This is a genomic window from Mesorhizobium sp. LjNodule214 (assembly GCF_964252735.1).
GTDB lineage: Bacteria > Pseudomonadota > Alphaproteobacteria > Rhizobiales > Rhizobiaceae > Mesorhizobium.
The window spans coordinates 65,047-80,791 of the sequence record NZ_CAXUPE020000008.1 but is presented as its reverse complement, the minus strand read 5'-3'; the positions used below and the strand labels follow the sequence as shown (position 1 = coordinate 80,791).

The following is a 15,745-nucleotide window of genomic DNA, read 5'->3' as shown; positions in this document are numbered from 1 at the left end:
GCGGCGTGCCTTTACTATCCGCCGGTGGCGATGGTCAGCACCTTGAACGGCGTCGTGATGACGATTTCGGCGACCGAGCCGACGGCCTTGCCGAGGCCCTGGCCAAGATTGTTGAGCTGCGTTGGGTCGGGTTCGTCCGAGGCCAGGCCGGCCGGTGTGCGCAGCCGGTCGCCGAGCAGTTGGACCAGCATCGGATTGTCGGCGAATTTGGCGTGGTTCAGGCGGTCGCCGCCCTTGGTCTGGCTGAGGTCGACGACGGACACGCCGTAGCTGGCGAGGTCGGCGGCATTGCCATAGTCGCCGACGCGCGGCTTGTCGCCGGAAATGATGGAAGACAGTTTTAACGCGCGGTCGTCGGCGGAAAGCAGGATGGCGAATGGCTTGTCGGGCTTGCCGTAGCGGATCATCTGCTTCTTGAACACGTCGACGTCGATATCGGGCGAGGCGAGGATGACATAACCGAGCTTGCCGTCGAGGTCGCGGTCGTCGGTGATGGCGAGCTGGCGCAGTGCCTCCATGGTCACCCAGGTTCCCATCGAGTGCGCAATGATATCGATGCTCTTGACGCCTGTTTTCGCCAGCATGCGCAGCGTCGCTTCAAGGTCGTCACGCGCCGCGTTAGCGCTTTCCTTGTCATAGATATAGCCGGTGGTCTTGCCGCTCGACGCCCATGAGAACAGCACCGGCGTGCCCGGATATTTGGTGTCGTGCGCGATCTGCGTCAGCCGGTAGATGCCGTCGTCGAAGCCGTTGTTGAAGCCGTGCACGAAAACCAGGGCGCGGTCGCCGCGCATGGCGATGTCGGCGCCGACCGCCTTGCCGAATTGCGCCGCGTCCTGGTAGTGGACGACGCCGGTCGCGGTGAATTGTTTGGCCGGGTTGCTGTCGGCGGAGCCCTTGGCGCGCTCGATGGCACCGACATGATGGACCTTTGGGACGGTCACGTCGACGCGAGCGTAGCTGGTGGTCAACGAGCGGTCGCCGTCGAACACCTGGCGTGGGTCTTTCGTCGCCTTCTGACGGGTGGTGGCAACGAAGATCTCATGCGTGGCCGCAATGTCGGAGGCGGGTGCTGCGACCGTCGTCTTGTTGAGCAGGTCGTGCGTGTTCCGGCCGGCGCAGCCTGCGAGAGCGAGCGCGAACGCCACGACAAGGAAGCTCTTCGAACGCACGGTCACACGCCGGCTCCCGCTGGTGACGCCATGCTCATGACGTCTGTGCCCGTTCGATAAAGGCAGAGTGCAGCCCGGTCCAGTTCAAAGTGATCCGAGGGGCTGCAGCCGAGCAGGTGGCCACCTCATTGCCCGAGCAGGTTGATGCGGTCGGTCACTTCCTGGTCGCTGGCGAAGCCGTCATCGGCGCGCAGCCGCTGTCCGATCATCTTCACCAGTTCTGGATTGTCGGCGAATTTGGTGTGGTTGAACCTGTCCGATCCCTTGACGCTTGAGAGATCGACGACCGTCACGCCGTAGGTGGCGAGATCGGCTGCGTCCTTGTAGTCGCCGACGCGCGGCCGCGCACCGGCGATCAGGCCGGACAGCCTCAGCGCCCGGTCGTCGTCGGAGAGCAGCAGGATGAATGGCTTGTCCGGCTTGCCGTAGCGGCGCATCTGGCTCTTGAACACGTCGACGTCGATATCGGGCGAGGCCAGCACGACATCACCCAGCTTACCGCCGAGATCGCGGTCGCCGGTGATGGCGAGCTGCCGCAATGTCTCCATGGTGACCCAGGTTCCGAGCGAATGCGCGACGATATCGATGCGTCGGGCGCCGGTCTGCGCCAGCATCCTCAGCGTCACTTCCAGCTGGTCGCGGGCCGCACTGGCGCTCTCCTTGTCATAGACATAGTCGGTGGTCTTGGCGCCTGACGCCCAGGAAAACAGCACCGGTGTGCCCGGATATCCGGAATCGTGGACGATCTGGGTCAAACGGTAGACGGCGTCGTCGAAGCCGGTGTTGTAGCCATGGACGAAGACCATGACGCGGCCGCCGCGCGCTGCGATGTCGGCGCTCAGCGCGCTGGAGAATTTCGGCTGGGTATCGTAGCCGACAACCTCGGAGGCCATGAAATATTTGGCCGGGTCGTTCGACTTGCCGCGCGAGCGCCGCTCGATCTGGCCGGTCTCGTGGATTCCCGGAACGGTGACGTTGACGCGGGCATAGTTCAGCGTGGCCGAGCGCTCGCCGTCGAACACCTTGTTGGGGTCGTCGGATTTCTTGCGCGTGGTGGCGATGAAGATCGAGTGGTTGCCGGCGATTTCCGTCACCGGAGTGGACACGATGGCGCTGCCAAGAATTTCCTCGGTCTTGCGGCCGCCACAGCCGGCAATCAGCAAGGCAAGGGCAAAGATGCAAATCGTCTTCAAACGCACTTTTTGAAATTCCACTCCGACCCAACCTCCGCGACACCTCCCCAGCAGGCGAAGTGCGGCAGAAGTAAGTCGTGTCCAACGGAAATGTGGTCAGCGCCGCTCGACGGCCATCGCAGTGTTGCGCGAAAGCCAGTACGGCGGCAGGAAGGCCGGAATGTTGGAGAAGGGCAGTATCTCGGGCTTCAGCCGGATGCCGAGCACATCCACCATGAACGCGCGGCGCCCCTCGATGCGACGCCAGGCTTCCGGGTAACGGGCGGCGATCTCCTCGCGCAGCGTCTCGTCGGCGAGCGCGATGCCGTCCTCGATGTTGGTGGTGAAATAGTCCGTCCCGGTCGCCGGGATGATGTCGACCTGCAGCGCCATGCCCGATTGCAGCTTGACCTGCGAGCCCGAAAACACCGGCGAATGCATCCATTCGTCGATATGGACGAGATGACCCGGATTGAGCGACACGCCGAAGAAGGGATCGCCGATGCGGTCATGCACCGCCTTCCACAAAGCGCCGCAGGGAACGCCGATGCCGACCGTCTCGTACCAGTCGACGACGGCGGAAAAATACGGCGCGACCAGTTTTTCGACATAGTCGCGGATGGCAGGCGGCAGATCGGTGGCACTCTCGGCCAGAAAGCCGGCACGGGCATTGAGCGAGCCCTGGATGCCATAGGCCATGGTGATCGGGTCACCGCGCTTGATGACGTCGAGGCGGGGGCTCGGCAGGCCATAGGGCGCCCGCTTGCCGGCGGACAGCATCGGGTGGCAGCACAGGGGCAGGCCGTTGATGCCCATCAGCCGCGCCGCCTGCAATTCGCTCATGCCGGGTTCGATGCCCTTGAGGACGTTGCGCAGGCCTTGCGAGGAAAAAGTCGCGGCGATTTCGAAGGCGGCGAGCTGGTCGGCCTCGTTGATCGCCCGCAGGCCGTCCGCCGGGTTCATCAGCAGATCCGCCGCGTTCAACACCGCGCCCTTGTCGCCGGCAAGCGCGCGCAGCGTGTCGGCGATGAAGGAAGGCAGGTCGAGCGTCGTCTCGCCGAAGCCGGCGTCACCGGCGCCGAATGGTTTCCAGCCGATGGCGCCGATTTTCTGGCCGGCTTTCAGGCCGCAAACGGCAAGGATGTCGGGCAGTGCGTCGGAGCGGTCGCGCGGCTGCGCCGGCAGCGAGAAGGTCTGGTAGAGCACACGTTCATAGGGCCCGTCGCAGATCTCGGCGTAGCCCCAGCCTTCGTTGCCGACCAGCAGCTTCGGCGCTCTGCCGGGAAGGATGACCAGCAGCGTCTCCTCGAAGCGGGGATCGTAGCCTGAGAGATAGGCGACATTGGCGGCATGCTCGCGGTCGCCGTAGACGACGAAAGCATCGAAGCCCGCTCTTGAGCCGCGCACAGCCAACGCTCCGATGCTTGCCAAATAGGTGGTGCGCGGGACGAGCGGCATCACCGTCGGCTCGCCGAATTCCGGCAACGACATGGTTTTCAGGGACACGGCTGAAACGGGCATTGCGACCGGCTCCGATGCATTGTGCTGGCGGTGCGGCATCGGTGGCCGCTTGCAGCGAATTATGCAATAGGCTTCGGCTCATGTTCGGGTTCAAGCGTCGCAAGTTCAATAATCGTGGCGTGCTGGACCTGTCCGGCAGCAAAAGGGGCTCGTTGCTCGGCATCACCTGTGCCGGCAAGCACGATGGCGGCGGCGCCCAGGTCCATGCCGTCATGTCGGCGCTGCTGTTTTCGCGGGCGACGAAGGTTCCATATTTCCATTCGCCGTTCAGATCAGTCCCTCACGGTGATCAGCCTGAGGCTTTCGCCAACCGGTGGGAGGCGGCCTTCAATCTCGGGCTGGGGTCTCCCGGCCTGCCCGAAGGGGTTCCTGTGATCACCGGAGAAACGTTCAACAATGGCTATCGTGGCGCACCGGCGATTGTCGCCGAGCCGCATTTCCACGGCTTTGCCGAAGGAAAGCTCGACCTCTACGCCACGCTGGCCGATGAATTTCGCGCCAGGCTTGCCTTGCCGCGGCGAACGTTTGCCACCGCCACCATCGCCGTTCATGTCAGGCGCGGCGACATCGTCGGCGATCCCGCCTATGCAATGCGCCTGACCGGCAACGACATCGTCCTGCGAAACATCCAGCGGGTGCAGCGCGACCATCCTCGGCATCGTGTCGTCATTTTCTCGGAAGGCGTCGAAGCGGATTTTCAGCCACTGGCCGGGATCTGCGAGTTCGAGTTGTATTCGGACGTCTTTGCGACGATCTCGGGATTGATTGAGGCCGACTGCCTGATCATGGCCAAGAGCTCGCTGAGTTACGTCGCCGGCTTGCTGTCGAGGGGCAGCGTGTACTACGAACCTTTCTGGCACGGGCCGCTGCCGTCATGGCGGGTGCTGCCCAAGGCGAGGTAGAGCCGCGCCACGGCAATCCGTCGACCGCGCCGGCCGCCGGCAACATGCCACCTGAGGTGATTTTCCGATGAACAGTTTCTCCTCCCGCGTCGCCGCCGCCGCCGCCGCGATCCGCCAGATCTTTCCGGAAACGCCGCTGCAGGAAAACGACTATCTGTCGAAGAAGACCGGGGCGCGGGTGCTCTTGAAGCGCGAGGACCTGACGCCGGTGCGCTCCTACAAGATCCGCGGCGCCTTCACCTTTTTCCGCAAGGCGCTCGCCGCCGGCAACGATGCCGAGCTGTTCGTCTGCGCCTCGGCCGGCAACCATGCGCAGGGTTTTGCCTTTGTCTGCCGCCATTTCGGCAAGAAGGGCGTGGTGTTCATGCCGGTGACGACGCCGCAGCAGAAGATCGACAAGACACGGCTATTCGGCGGCGACTTCGTCGAGATCAGGCTGGTCGGCGACTTCTTCGACGACTGCTACCGCGCCGCCTTCGAATTCACCGAAAGCGCCGGCGCGCATATGGTGCCGCCATTCGATCACAAGGACATCATCGAGGGGCAAGCGACCGTCGCCTACGAGATCGCCGATCAGATGCCTGGCGCGCGCATGCCCGACATCATCATGTTGCCGGTCGGCGGCGGTGGTCTGGCCGCTGGCGTCACGCATTACTTCGCCGACCAGAACCGCGACACGCGCTTCGTGTTCTGCGAGCCGGCCGGAGCGCCAAGCCTGAGCGAGAGCCTCTCCAACGGAAAGCGGATCAAGCTCGCCAAGGTCGACAATTTCGTCGACGGCGCCGCGGTCGCCGAGATCGGCCGCGAGCCGCTGCGCCATCTCAAGGAGTTTGCCGCCGATGCCGTGCGGCTGATCCCCGAAAACCGGCTCTGCGCGACCATGATCGAGATGCTCAACGTCGAAGGCGTGGTGCTGGAGCCGGCCGGCGCGCTGGCGATAGACGCGCTGAAGGATTTTTCGCGCAAGGAGATCAGGGGCAAGACCATCGTCGCGGTGGTCTCGGGCGGCAATTTCGACTTCGAGCGGCTGCCCGATGTCAAGGAGCGGGCGCTGCGCTTCGAGGGGTTGAAGAAATACTTCATCATCCGCTTTCCGCAGCGGCCGGGCGCGCTGCGCGACTTCCTCGAAATGCTTGGGCCTGACGACGATATCGCCCGCTTCGAGTATCTGAAGAAATCGGCGCGCAATTTCGGTTCGGTGCTGATCGGCATCGAAACCAAGGACCGCCGCAATTTCGACCTGCTCAAGGCCAATTTCGACGCCGAGGGCGTCCAGTATCAGGACATCACCGACAACGAGACGCTTGCCGGGTTCATCATATGAGTGGGCCAGAATGAGCGAAAAAGGGACGGTTTTCGTCGCGCTGTTTTCCGGCATCAATGTCGGCGGCAACCGCATCGTCAAGATGGCGGAGTTGCGAGCCTTCTTGGAGGAACTCGGCTTTTCCGGTGTCGCCACCTATGTGCAGAGCGGCAACGCCGTCTTCTGGGCGAAGAAGGGCGACGCAGCCAGCCTGACCAAACAGCTGGAAGCAGCCTTCGAGATGAAATGGGGCTTTTACTCGCGCATCATGGTGCGCGACCTCGGCTGGTTCGAGCGGCTGGTGAAAGAAAATCCCTATCCGCAGATCGCCGGCGATCCGACCAAGCTGCATGCCTATGTGCTGGAGCGCGAGCCGACCGCCGAGGAGATCGAGCGGCTTGCTGAAAAATGCACCGGCCCGGAAAGCTTCGAGATCAAGGGCGACGTGCTTTACCTCCATGCACCGGACGGGCTCGGCAAATCGGTGTTTGCCGGACTGATCCCACACACCCTCAAAGTGCCCGGTACCGCGCGCAACTGGCGCTCGGTGCTGGCGCTGCTGGAACTGGCCGGCGGGCGAGCAGCTCCGGCTGAGGCGCGGCCTAGGCCGCCGGAGCCTGTTTCCAGTCGAAGGTCAGTTCCTCGCGGAAAGCAAAGCGCTTGATGTGGTCGGCGACGACCGCTTCCAGGCGCTCGAGCGAACCGGCCTCATCCGACGTCACCGCGATGTGGAGGGCGGCTGCGTCGGCGTCCATGACGGTGCGGCCCATGGAGAGGTCGATGGTGCCGTGGGTTGGGTCGAACTCGACGGGGAATTTGTGCGCCCAATGTTTGCAAAGCTGCTGCAGATAGCGGCTGGCGTGTTCGGTGGCGACTTCGGCGCGGCTGGTCGGCATGAATGACTTCTCCTGGAGGGCAGGCGCCCATTGCTTGACATCGCGCCGGCCTTGCAAAGCTGGCGCAATAGCCGGGTAGATAGGTGCCGTCAGGCGAAACGGCAAAGGCCGCCGGGCGTCTCCGCCTGGCGGTATCCGCTCAAGATAGCGTGATCGGTTACCAGCTTCCGGTGTTCGGCATCGAAGCCCAGGGCTCGGCCTTGGGCTTGGCCGGGCCCTTCTGCAGGAGCTCGATCGAAATGCCGTCCGGCGAGCGGATGAAGGCCATGTTGCCGTCGCGCGGCGGCCGGTTGATGGTGACGCCATTGTCCATCAGATGCTGGCAAGTGGCGTAGATGTCGTCGACCTCATAGGCGAGGTGGCCGAAATTGCGGCCGCCCTTGTAGTCCTCCGGATCCCAATTGTAGGTCAGTTCGATCAGCGGCGCCTTGTCGGCAATGCCGCTCTGCTCGTCCTCTGATGCGGCAAGGAAGATCAGCGTGAAGCGCCCCTGCTCGTTTTCATAGCGGCGCACTTCCTTCAAACCGAGCTTGTTGCAGTAGAAATCGAGCGACGCATCGATGTCGGCGACGCGAACCATGGTGTGCAGATAGCGCATGAGATTTCCTCGATATGTTGGGGTGCGGCGCAACATAGGGGCCGCCCCACCAAAGGGCAATTGCCGTATCCGGACGCACCGGCAAAGGACAATTCCGGTTTTCCTGTATTGAACCGTGAAAAAAGGCACGTCAGGCCTTGCACAGACCGGAATCCCCGGTGTTAATCTGATGTCAAGAATCAGTTGCGGTGTTCTTGAAAAAAGGGGGCGTTCTTATGGGGGAAAAGGCCTCTTTCACGGGGCGGGACGGAAGCCTTGACGACGCCTTGACGCGAGACAGTGGCGGCGACACCGCCGATCTTGTCGAAATCGCCGGTGCCATCAAGTGGTTTGACGTAGCCAAGGGCTACGGTTTCATTCTTCCGGACGATGGTACATCCGGCGACATCCTCCTCCATGTGACATGCCTTCGAAAGGACGGGTTCCAGACCGCTCTGGAAGGCGCGCGCGTCGTCTGCCTCGTCAAGCAGGGCGAGCGCGGCCTGCAGGCCTTCAGGGTGCTGTCCATGGATGCCAGCACGGCGGTCCACCCGGCGGAGATGCAGGAGCAGCGCACCCACATCACGGTGACGCCGGAAAGCGGTCTCGAGCGGGCGCTGGTCAAATGGTTCAACCGCACCAAGGGATTCGGTTTCCTGACCCGCGGTGAGGGCACCGAGGACATTTTTGTCCATATGGAGACATTGCGCCGCTACGGCATCACCGAGCTCAGGCCCGGTCAGGTCGTTCTGGTCCGTTTCGGGCGTGGCGACAAAGGCCTTATGGCTGCCGAAATCCACCCGGATGTGGGCACGTTGCCGGTCTCGCATTAGAGCTTGATCCATCCCGACTGAATCGGGATGGCGCTCTATCTTTTACTTGACCATCACCTTTTCCGAACCGAAGTTCTGGATTATGGCCCGGGACGAATTCCGGCCGAGGAAAGTGAATGGCTCCAACGAAATGGCTGACAGCGGGCGCGGTCTGCGCCGCCTTGGCTTTCGCCGCCGCAGCGAGTGCCTATTTCTATTCGCAGCAACCGACCTCGGCGGACGGCCAGGCAATGATCCTGCCCGTCGATCCGACGCCGCTGATCGCGGTGACGAAGTCGGGCGAGCGTTCCTTTTCCATTGAGATCGCCGACACGTCCGACGAACGTGAGGCCGGCCTGATGTTCCGCAGGGACATGGCTGACGACCACGGCATGCTGTTCGTGTTCGAGAGCTCCGGGCCGCTGACCTTCTGGATGAAGAACACACCGATGCCGCTCGACCTGATCTTTGTCGGCCAGGACGGCAAGGTCCGCTCAATCAAGCGAGGCGAACCGGAATCCGAGGCGATCATCTCGTCCGGCCTGCCGGTGCGCTTCGTGCTCGAACTTAAGGCGGGCACCGCCGCCAGGGACGGCATCGCGTATGGCGACCTGTTGCGTCACCCGGCAATCGGCACCGAACCGGGGTCCGCGATGCCGCCGGCGGACAAGGGTGACGCGCCGAACGTCCATTCCAACTGAGCATTCCGGACTTACCGATGCAATTTCTCTCCCATGACGGCCTCGACCTTGCGTTCCTCGATCGCCATCCGGCGTCGGGCCATGGCGACCCGGTGCTGATGATCCACGGCTTTGCCTCCAGCCACTATGTCAACTGGGTGTCGCCCGGCTGGTTCAAGACGCTGAACGATGCCGGCTACCGCGCCATCGCGTTCGACAATCGCGGCCACGGTTCGTCATCGAAGAGCTACAACGAGGCCGACTACACGCCCGCGAAAATGGCCTCGGACGGGGCAGCGCTGCTCGACCATCTCGGCATCGAGCGCGCACATGTCATGGGCTATTCGATGGGCGCGCGTATTTCTGCATTCCTGGCATTGTCCGACCCGGACAAGGTGGCGACGCTGGTGTTCGGCGGTCTCGGCATCGGCATGGTCGACGGCGTCGGCGACTGGGATCCGATCGCCGAAGCACTGCTTGCCGACGAGCCCGATGCCACGACCCATCCGCGTGGCCGCTCGTTCCGCGCCTTCGCCGACCAGACGCGCAGCGACCGCCGGGCGCTGGCCGCCTGCATTGCCACGTCACGCGAATTGCTCAGCGAGGACGACATGGCGCGCATTGCCCAGCCGACCCTGATTGCCGTCGGAACGAAGGACGACATTGGCGGCTCGCCGGACGAGCTGGCGGCGCTGATGCCGAATGCCAGGGCTTTTCACATCGAGGGCCGCGACCATATGCTGGCCGTCGGCGACAAGAGCTTCAAGCAACGCGTGCTGGAGTTTTACGCCGAAAACCCGCTCTGAGCAGCAGCCACCTCGATATCATCCTGCGCGGCCGCAATCTGGCGCCGCACCTATCAGCCTCGAACCCGAATTGCCATGGTCGACCTTCTCGTCACCTATATGGAGATGACCGCGCCGCCATCCGGCGACGCCCTTATGGCTCCGGCGCCGGGTGCGATGGTCGCGCACGAAACGCTCGATATCGCCGGCTATGTCAGCCTCTATCGCGCCGTCGGCGAGCCTGTGCAGTGGGACCAGCGGCTGCGCATGAGCCCAAGCGAACTCGAACGGCTGCTCGCCCTTGCATCGACGCATGTCCATGTCCTGCGTGTGGATGGCGAGGCGGCGGGTCTGTGCGAATTCAACGGCGTCGGCCAGGCGGACGTCGAGCTGACCCATTTCGGGCTCATCCCCGCTTTCCAGGGCCGCAAGCTCGGTCCATTCCTGCTCGACCGATCGCTTCGCACCGCCTGGTCGCATCGGCCAGAAAGGCTGTGGCTGCACACCGACACATACGACCATCCCGGAGCGCAGTCGGTCTACAGGCGCGCCGGCTTCAAACCCTATGCGCAACGCATGGAGACGTTTCCGGATTAGGCTTCGAGCGCCGCGATCGACCGCGCCATGTTGCGCCGGGCCCGCGGTTCGAACCGCTGCCGGAATTCCTCAGTGTGATAGATATGCGGGCGGGCGAGAAATGTCTTCAGCACCGCACAGCGGCCGGCGCGCCACATCGGCTCCTCGACCCAGCCATATTCGCGGCGGACCGCCTGTTCATAGGCGTCGAACACCTTGGGTGTGGCGCCGAGGATCGAAAGGTCCATGTCAAGGAACAGCGCCGCGTCGCGGATGAAGTGCTCGTCGCCAAGCCTTTGAAGGCCGGGCAGTTCGTGCGTGGCGGTGGCGACGATCATCGCCGCTATGCGGCCGAGGCGCTCCGCATCGCCGCGGCCTGCGAGTTTTTCCTCGACAAGCGCAGCACTCCTGGCCTCATTGTCCTTGGCCCGGCTGTCATAGATTGCGTCGTGGAACCAGATCGCCGCTTCGACGGCCTCGGGGTCATGCAGCGAGGCGCGATAGTCGCTGGCCAGCGCCAGCATCGCCTCGATATGGACGAGGTTGTGGTAGTGCCGATCCGCTGCCTGGTAGAGCAGGGAAAGCTCGCGTTTCAGCGGCTCGTCGATCAAGGGTTCGTTTTCCATGGCTGCTTGATTTTCCATGAACCAAATCCATTTGACAGAGCACTAAGGAAAATTGAGTTCAATCCTGCTATGATCTGGCTTATATGTGCGGCCGGAGAATAGCCGGCAGGCCGGAGACCGTCGATGAACAGCATTACGATTGCCCGTCCCAGTGTGGTGCAGCCGGTCGATCCGATCTGGCGCTCGATCCGCGATGAGGCGATGGAAGCGGTCAACCGCGATCCCCTGCTGGCGGCGTTCCTCTATTCCACTATCCTCAACCAGGAGAGCCTGGAAGAAGCGGTGATCCACCGGCTGGCCGAGCGGCTCGACCACCAGGACGTCGGTTCCGACCTCATCCGCCAGACCTTCAAATCGATGCTGGCCGATGACAAGGACTGGCCGACGACGGTGCGCGTCGACATCCAGGCCTATTACGATCGCGATCCGGCCTGCGACCGCTTCATCATGCCGGTGCTCTATTTCAAGGGTTTTCACGCCATCCAGACCCATAGGCTGGCGCATTGGCTGTGGAACCAGGGCCGCCGGGACTTTGCGCTCTATTTGCAGAGCCGCTCGTCCTCGGTGTTCCAGACCGACATCAATCCGGCCGCCCGCATCGGCAAAGGCATTTTCATCGATCATGCCACGGGCCTCGTCGTCGGCGAGACCGCGGTGATCGAGGACGACGTGTCGATCCTGCACGGCGTGACGCTGGGTGGTACCGGCAAGGCCGGTGGCGACCGCCATCCGAAGATCCGCCGTGGCGTGCTGATCGGCGCCGGCGCCAAGATCCTCGGCAACATCGAAGTCGGCCATTGCTCGAAGATCGCGGCCGGCTCGGTGGTGCTGTCACCGGTGCCGCACAACAAGACGGTTGCCGGCGTGCCGGCGCGTGTCGTCGGCGAGACCGGTTGCGACCAGCCTTCGCGGCAGATGGATCAACTTCTGCCGTCGCAGACGATGGACCACGTCGTCAGCTTCGACATCTGAGGCCGGGCGCCTGGCTTGAATTTCGGCTGCCCGCACCGGGCGGTGTTCCGTTCTGTCGCCGGCTTGCCTTTACATCGCCATTGTCGGCGTGCCAGAAGCGCCTTCAAACTCGCAAGCCCGACGATCGGAGAAGACTTTTGAAGCCGGACGAAATCAGAAAACTGGACGCCTATTTCAAGCGCGTCTTCCAGAATCCCAAGCTCCAGGTGAAGGCACGTCCGCGCAAGGAGGATTCGGCCGAGGTCTATGTCGGCGACGAATTCCTCGGCATCGTCTTCAAGGACGAAGATGACGGCGACTATAATTTCTCGATGGCGATCCTCGACATCGACCTGGCTTGAGCCGGAAATCGCGGCTGGCCGGTGCTGCAGCGATGCGGCCCGGCCAGCCGTTTGCATTTGTGAATAGGCAACGAAGAGCTCTAGCGCCCTGTCTTCAGGACATGCGCGGTCTGGGCGGCAATCGCGTCGTCAAGCGCCTGCCAGTCGCCGAGAAACTCCCGCGGAAAGCGATAGGTGAGGCTGAGGCCGTCGCCGACATGGATATCACGCTCGCAGGGCGCCAGCGATTCCTCGGCAGTCGGTCCGCTAAGGCAACGCGCGACGAACGGGTCCTTGCCTGGGCGCTTGGCGACCGCAAGCACCTCGTTGAGGTAGCCTGATTTTTCGGTGAAGCGATACAGCGTCGTTCCGCCTGGTCCTGCTGTGCCCGGCTGGGCGATCAAGGCGCTGTAGATCGGGGCGAAGCGGCCGCTCATGTCGCGCGACATCATCTGCTGCTCGAACGACAGGAAGACGATGTCCCTGCTCGATCCGGTGTGATTGAAGTCGTCGCGGGCGGCGGCGCTGTAACCGTCCATCTCGGGATAGCGCAGATAGAGGTCGAGCCGCGAGGCGATGCCGTCGCGCCGCGCCTGCTCGAACCGGATCATGTTTGCCGGCACGGCGATGACATTGTTGCCGATCACCGCCTCATGGATCGTCGTGTCGTCGGTGTAGCCGGCCATGGCGATCGAGCGGCCAAGCCATTTGCCGCCCAGGCTGATCACCACCGACAACAGCGCCAGCGCCGCGAAGATATAGAACACCCGCCTCATCAGCGTGGAATCGACGATGTCGAATTCCGGACCGTTCGCGGCCGCTGCCTGCTTCATCGCAAATCCCCGATGTCGTTCGCCCGAAACCCCGGATGTGTCCTGGGGCGGCACATATGGCGCGGCATGGCTCTTGCAGCGCCCATTTCGGAATCGACTGTGCGATTTCATGGTAAACGGGAGGTAAAGATGGGCGCTGTGGAGCTCGTTCTGTTTGCTTTTGCGGTCGGCCTGACAGCATGCGGCCTGGCCGGATCGGCGATGGAGCTGATGTCGGGTCGCCGGCTTGCCTTTGCCGAACCCTATGTTTCGCCAACGCGTATCCTGCGTTCTCTGGCCGCGGCGGCTTGCGCCGGGCCGTTCATGCTCGTCAACGCTGCCTTGGATGCCCGCAAGCAAGGTCGCATTTCGATGCTGGCACTGATCTCCTGCGGCTGCACCGCGGTCGCCTGGGCGCTGGCGCTGGGCGTTGTGCTGATCGCCATTGCGTCCTGGGCGAACACTCCCCTGGAGCAGTTCAGCTTTTGATGGAATCGCTGCCTGGAATTGCACTAATCTCGATCGACCATGCCGCTTGAGACGAATCGGAGACGAGATGCCGGCCTATGCGATCGACGGGAAAGCACCCAGCTTCGAGGATGCCGACAGCAACTGGATCGCGCCGGACGCGACGCTGATCGGTGACATCCGCGTCGGCCGCAATGCCGGCTTCTGGTTCGGCGTCGTCATCCGGGGCGACAATGAGCCGATCGTCATCGGCGCCGACTCGAATGTGCAGGAACATACGGTCATGCACACGGATCCGGGCTTTCCGCTGACCATCGGCGAGGGCTGCACGATCGGCCACCGCGCGCTGCTGCATGGCTGCACGATCGGCGACAACAGCCTGATCGGCATGGGCGCGATCGTGCTCAATGGCGCCAGGATCGGCAGGAATTCGCTGGTTGGCGCCGGCGCCCTGGTCACCGAAGGCAAGGAATTCCCGGACAATTCGCTGATCGTCGGCTCGCCCGCGAAGGTGGTGAGGGAACTGGACGAAGCTGCGGTCGCCAGGCTGCGCGGCTCGGCCGCGCACTATGTCGCCAACGGCAAGCGGTTCAAGGCAGGGCTGAGGAAGGCCTGAGGCAAATCCGGATAGGTCTCCGGCTCTTCCACCATAGTTGCGCACCACGATCGAGCGTCAATCGGAACCGCGGCTGCGCATCGCATCACGCAGCAATGAAGCGCCGGCTTCGAAGCCGGCCGCGTCGGCTTCCCCTAGGGCTGTCGTATAGTCATCGATGCGGGTCTTGAGCGACGGGTCGGCGCCCGCCGCCAGAAGCAGATGGATCGCTTCGGCGTCACGCTTGGCCACCGCGTAGTGGAGCGGTGTCCAGTCGTTCACGCCCCGCATGTTGGGGTCGGCGCCGTGATCGATCAGGATGCGGATGATGTCGAGCTTGTCCGTCCGTTCGGTGGACAATGCCGCGATGATCGACGGAAATCCGGCATGGTCCTCGTAGTCCGGGTTCGAACCCGCATCGAGCAGGATCGAGATGAAGGCGGCAGGACTCCAGTAGATCGCATACTCCAGCGGATGGCCGAGGCCGAGCTCGAACGGCATCGCCTCGTCGAACCAGCGCGGCGAGCCGCCGAGGGCCTTGGCAAGGCCTTCGAATTTGCCAGCCTTGAACGCATCGTCGATGGCCTTGAACAGCCTATGGCGCTCGCATCGGTCTTCCGGGATTTCCAGCATTGCAGCGATCCGAAGGCGGAATGATCGCCTATATTGCTCCCATCCGTCGCCGCCAGAAAGTCTCATCAGCGGGCGCGGTCTGCGGATGGTGCCGCTGGCCATAGGCCAGAAATGGCGGAGCCGGCCCGGGGACGGGGCCGGCTCCTAAAACCCGGTCGTTGGGGACGGGGAGGGTGGGGACTCGACCGGGTTTTCTCCCTAGGCGCGTCGCATTCATGCGACGCGCTTAACCTGTTTTATGCATGTCGTTGTCCCAAAACCGCTGCGCACTTTTGGGCGACATGCATCGGCGTCCTCAGCGGACGCTGGCGACCGCGTCCTCGCGGCCATCGTTGATCGTCACCCAAACGCCCGAATTCTCCGTCGATTGGCGCTTCAGGTAGGTGTAGTCGGTGTCGGTCCAGGCCAGTACCTTGAGCTGCAGATTGTCGAGGATGAACTCGCCGAGGCTGGTGCGCACGGTGAGCACCGCATGGCCGTCGCCATTGGGCTGGCGCGCCACCGTCATCAGGAGGTCGCCGGCCGGAACGCCGATGTTCATCAGCTTGCGGCGCTTCTCCAGCGCATAGTCCTCGCAGTCGCCGAAGCCGCTGTCGGGATAGGACCAGACCTCTTCCTTGCCCCACATTTCCATGTCGGTGCGCGGCGTGATCCTGGTGTTGACCGAATTGTTGATGCTGACGATCGCCGCCCAGAGCTTGCGGGTCAGCTCGATCGGCGCCTGCTTCGGCGTCCTCTTGGTGCATTCCCCCGGAAGCTTCTGGCAGAATTCGTAGTGGCCGACCGGCTGGGTGGTGCGGCCGCCCGTGTGCATGAAAACCGGGCCTGCATAGGCTGTAGCCAAAGCGGAAAGCTGCATCGCCATTGCCATGAGCAACAGCGAGCCCCTCGTCTTCTTCATTGTTTTAGTCTCCCCGTTTGAG

The 15,745-nt window shown here is 63.2% G+C and carries 20 protein-coding genes; 11 read left to right on the top strand and 9 right to left on the bottom strand.

Annotated features, from left to right (window positions below; genetic code table 11):
• Window positions 1-14 precede the first annotated feature (14 nt).
• The 3 genes from ACSQ3Z_RS36905 to ACSQ3Z_RS36895 all read right to left on the bottom strand — a co-directional run bounded on the left by ACSQ3Z_RS36905 (window position 15) and on the right by ACSQ3Z_RS36895 (window position 3,865).
• Window positions 15-1,178, bottom strand: a complete 1,164-nt coding sequence (locus ACSQ3Z_RS36905; protein ID WP_436175974.1) for an alpha/beta hydrolase — start codon at window positions 1,176-1,178, stop codon at window positions 15-17.
• A 119-nt stretch (window positions 1,179-1,297) separates the two neighbouring features.
• On the bottom strand, window positions 1,298-2,371 hold the full coding sequence (locus ACSQ3Z_RS36900) for an alpha/beta hydrolase (RefSeq protein WP_436175973.1): 1,074 nt from the start codon (window positions 2,369-2,371) through the stop codon (window positions 1,298-1,300).
• Window positions 2,372-2,461: 90 nt separating this feature from the next.
• On the bottom strand, window positions 2,462-3,865 hold the full coding sequence (locus tag ACSQ3Z_RS36895) for an aminopeptidase P family N-terminal domain-containing protein (RefSeq protein ID WP_436175972.1): 1,404 nt from the start codon (window positions 3,863-3,865) through the stop codon (window positions 2,462-2,464).
• An 80-nt stretch (window positions 3,866-3,945) separates the two neighbouring features.
• On the opposite strand from ACSQ3Z_RS36895, the gene ACSQ3Z_RS36890 reads away from it, so the two are divergent.
• From ACSQ3Z_RS36890 to ACSQ3Z_RS36880, 3 genes are all read left to right on the top strand, one after another.
• Entirely contained in the window at window positions 3,946-4,767 is an 822-nt protein-coding gene (locus tag ACSQ3Z_RS36890) for a hypothetical protein (RefSeq protein WP_436175971.1), read from the top strand.
• Window positions 4,768-4,834: 67 nt separating this feature from the next.
• Window positions 4,835-6,091, top strand: coding sequence for a threonine ammonia-lyase IlvA (gene ilvA, locus ACSQ3Z_RS36885; RefSeq protein WP_436175970.1), 1,257 nt, complete (start codon window positions 4,835-4,837; stop codon window positions 6,089-6,091).
• A 10-nt stretch (window positions 6,092-6,101) separates the two neighbouring features.
• Window positions 6,102-6,734 carry a DUF1697 domain-containing protein gene (locus tag ACSQ3Z_RS36880; protein ID WP_436175969.1) on the top strand — a complete coding sequence of 211 codons (633 nt, stop codon included), beginning with the start codon at window positions 6,102-6,104 and terminating at the stop codon, window positions 6,732-6,734.
• On the opposite strand, the gene ACSQ3Z_RS36875 is transcribed toward ACSQ3Z_RS36880, so the two are convergent.
• Window positions 6,673-6,966, bottom strand: a complete 294-nt coding sequence (locus ACSQ3Z_RS36875; RefSeq protein ID WP_436175968.1) for a DUF2218 domain-containing protein — start codon at window positions 6,964-6,966, stop codon at window positions 6,673-6,675. The two genes, ACSQ3Z_RS36880 and ACSQ3Z_RS36875, sit on opposite strands and share 62 nt — an antisense overlap.
• A 157-nt stretch (window positions 6,967-7,123) precedes the next feature.
• Complete coding sequence (gene gloA, locus ACSQ3Z_RS36870) at window positions 7,124-7,564, bottom strand: lactoylglutathione lyase (protein ID WP_436175967.1); 441 nt, start codon at window positions 7,562-7,564, stop codon at window positions 7,124-7,126.
• Window positions 7,565-7,779: 215 nt separating this feature from the next.
• Between gloA and ACSQ3Z_RS36865 the strand changes: the two genes are divergently transcribed.
• The 4 genes from ACSQ3Z_RS36865 (at window position 7,780) to ACSQ3Z_RS36850 (ending at window position 10,417) form a co-directional block, all read left to right on the top strand.
• Window positions 7,780-8,376: a cold-shock protein gene (locus tag ACSQ3Z_RS36865; protein ID WP_120017375.1), complete on the top strand. Its 597-nt coding sequence runs from the start codon at window positions 7,780-7,782 to the stop codon at window positions 8,374-8,376.
• Between the two features lie 116 nt (window positions 8,377-8,492).
• Window positions 8,493-9,056, top strand: a complete 564-nt coding sequence (locus tag ACSQ3Z_RS36860) for a DUF192 domain-containing protein (RefSeq protein ID WP_436175966.1) — start codon at window positions 8,493-8,495, stop codon at window positions 9,054-9,056.
• Between the two features lie 17 nt (window positions 9,057-9,073).
• Window positions 9,074-9,841: an alpha/beta fold hydrolase gene (locus tag ACSQ3Z_RS36855; protein WP_436175965.1), complete on the top strand. Its 768-nt coding sequence runs from the start codon at window positions 9,074-9,076 to the stop codon at window positions 9,839-9,841.
• Window positions 9,842-9,916: 75 nt separating this feature from the next.
• Window positions 9,917-10,417, top strand: coding sequence for a GNAT family N-acetyltransferase (locus ACSQ3Z_RS36850; protein WP_436175964.1), 501 nt, complete (start codon window positions 9,917-9,919; stop codon window positions 10,415-10,417).
• On the opposite strand, the gene ACSQ3Z_RS36845 is transcribed toward ACSQ3Z_RS36850, so the two are convergent.
• Complete coding sequence (locus ACSQ3Z_RS36845; RefSeq protein ID WP_436176000.1) at window positions 10,414-11,022, bottom strand: HD domain-containing protein; 609 nt, start codon at window positions 11,020-11,022, stop codon at window positions 10,414-10,416. The genes ACSQ3Z_RS36850 and ACSQ3Z_RS36845 overlap by 4 nt on opposite strands.
• A gap of 123 nt (window positions 11,023-11,145) precedes the next feature.
• On the opposite strand from ACSQ3Z_RS36845, the gene cysE reads away from it, so the two are divergent.
• Both cysE and ACSQ3Z_RS36835 read left to right on the top strand, forming a co-directional pair.
• Entirely contained in the window at window positions 11,146-11,994 is an 849-nt protein-coding gene (gene cysE / locus ACSQ3Z_RS36840) for a serine O-acetyltransferase (RefSeq protein ID WP_006200853.1), read from the top strand.
• Window positions 11,995-12,131: 137 nt separating this feature from the next.
• On the top strand, window positions 12,132-12,335 hold the full coding sequence (locus ACSQ3Z_RS36835; protein WP_027166457.1) for a DUF3126 family protein: 204 nt from the start codon (window positions 12,132-12,134) through the stop codon (window positions 12,333-12,335).
• A gap of 80 nt (window positions 12,336-12,415) precedes the next feature.
• Here the strand turns inward: ACSQ3Z_RS36835 and ACSQ3Z_RS36830 are convergent, their stop codons facing one another.
• Window positions 12,416-13,147, bottom strand: a complete 732-nt coding sequence (locus tag ACSQ3Z_RS36830; protein WP_436175963.1) for a hypothetical protein — start codon at window positions 13,145-13,147, stop codon at window positions 12,416-12,418.
• A 66-nt stretch (window positions 13,148-13,213) separates the two neighbouring features.
• On the opposite strand from ACSQ3Z_RS36830, the gene ACSQ3Z_RS36825 reads away from it, so the two are divergent.
• On the top strand, window positions 13,214-13,615 hold the full coding sequence (locus ACSQ3Z_RS36825) for a DUF6949 family protein (protein WP_436175962.1): 402 nt from the start codon (window positions 13,214-13,216) through the stop codon (window positions 13,613-13,615).
• Between the two features lie 67 nt (window positions 13,616-13,682).
• Window positions 13,683-14,210 carry a gamma carbonic anhydrase family protein gene (locus ACSQ3Z_RS36820; RefSeq protein WP_436175961.1) on the top strand — a complete coding sequence of 176 codons (528 nt, stop codon included), beginning with the start codon at window positions 13,683-13,685 and terminating at the stop codon, window positions 14,208-14,210.
• Window positions 14,211-14,267: 57 nt separating this feature from the next.
• Here the strand turns inward: ACSQ3Z_RS36820 and ACSQ3Z_RS36815 are convergent, their stop codons facing one another.
• Window positions 14,268-14,822: an ankyrin repeat domain-containing protein gene (locus tag ACSQ3Z_RS36815; RefSeq protein ID WP_436175960.1), complete on the bottom strand. Its 555-nt coding sequence runs from the start codon at window positions 14,820-14,822 to the stop codon at window positions 14,268-14,270.
• A gap of 295 nt (window positions 14,823-15,117) precedes the next feature.
• Complete coding sequence (locus ACSQ3Z_RS36810; protein ID WP_436175959.1) at window positions 15,118-15,723, bottom strand: transglutaminase-like cysteine peptidase; 606 nt, start codon at window positions 15,721-15,723, stop codon at window positions 15,118-15,120.
• Window positions 15,724-15,745: the final 22 nt, after the last annotated feature.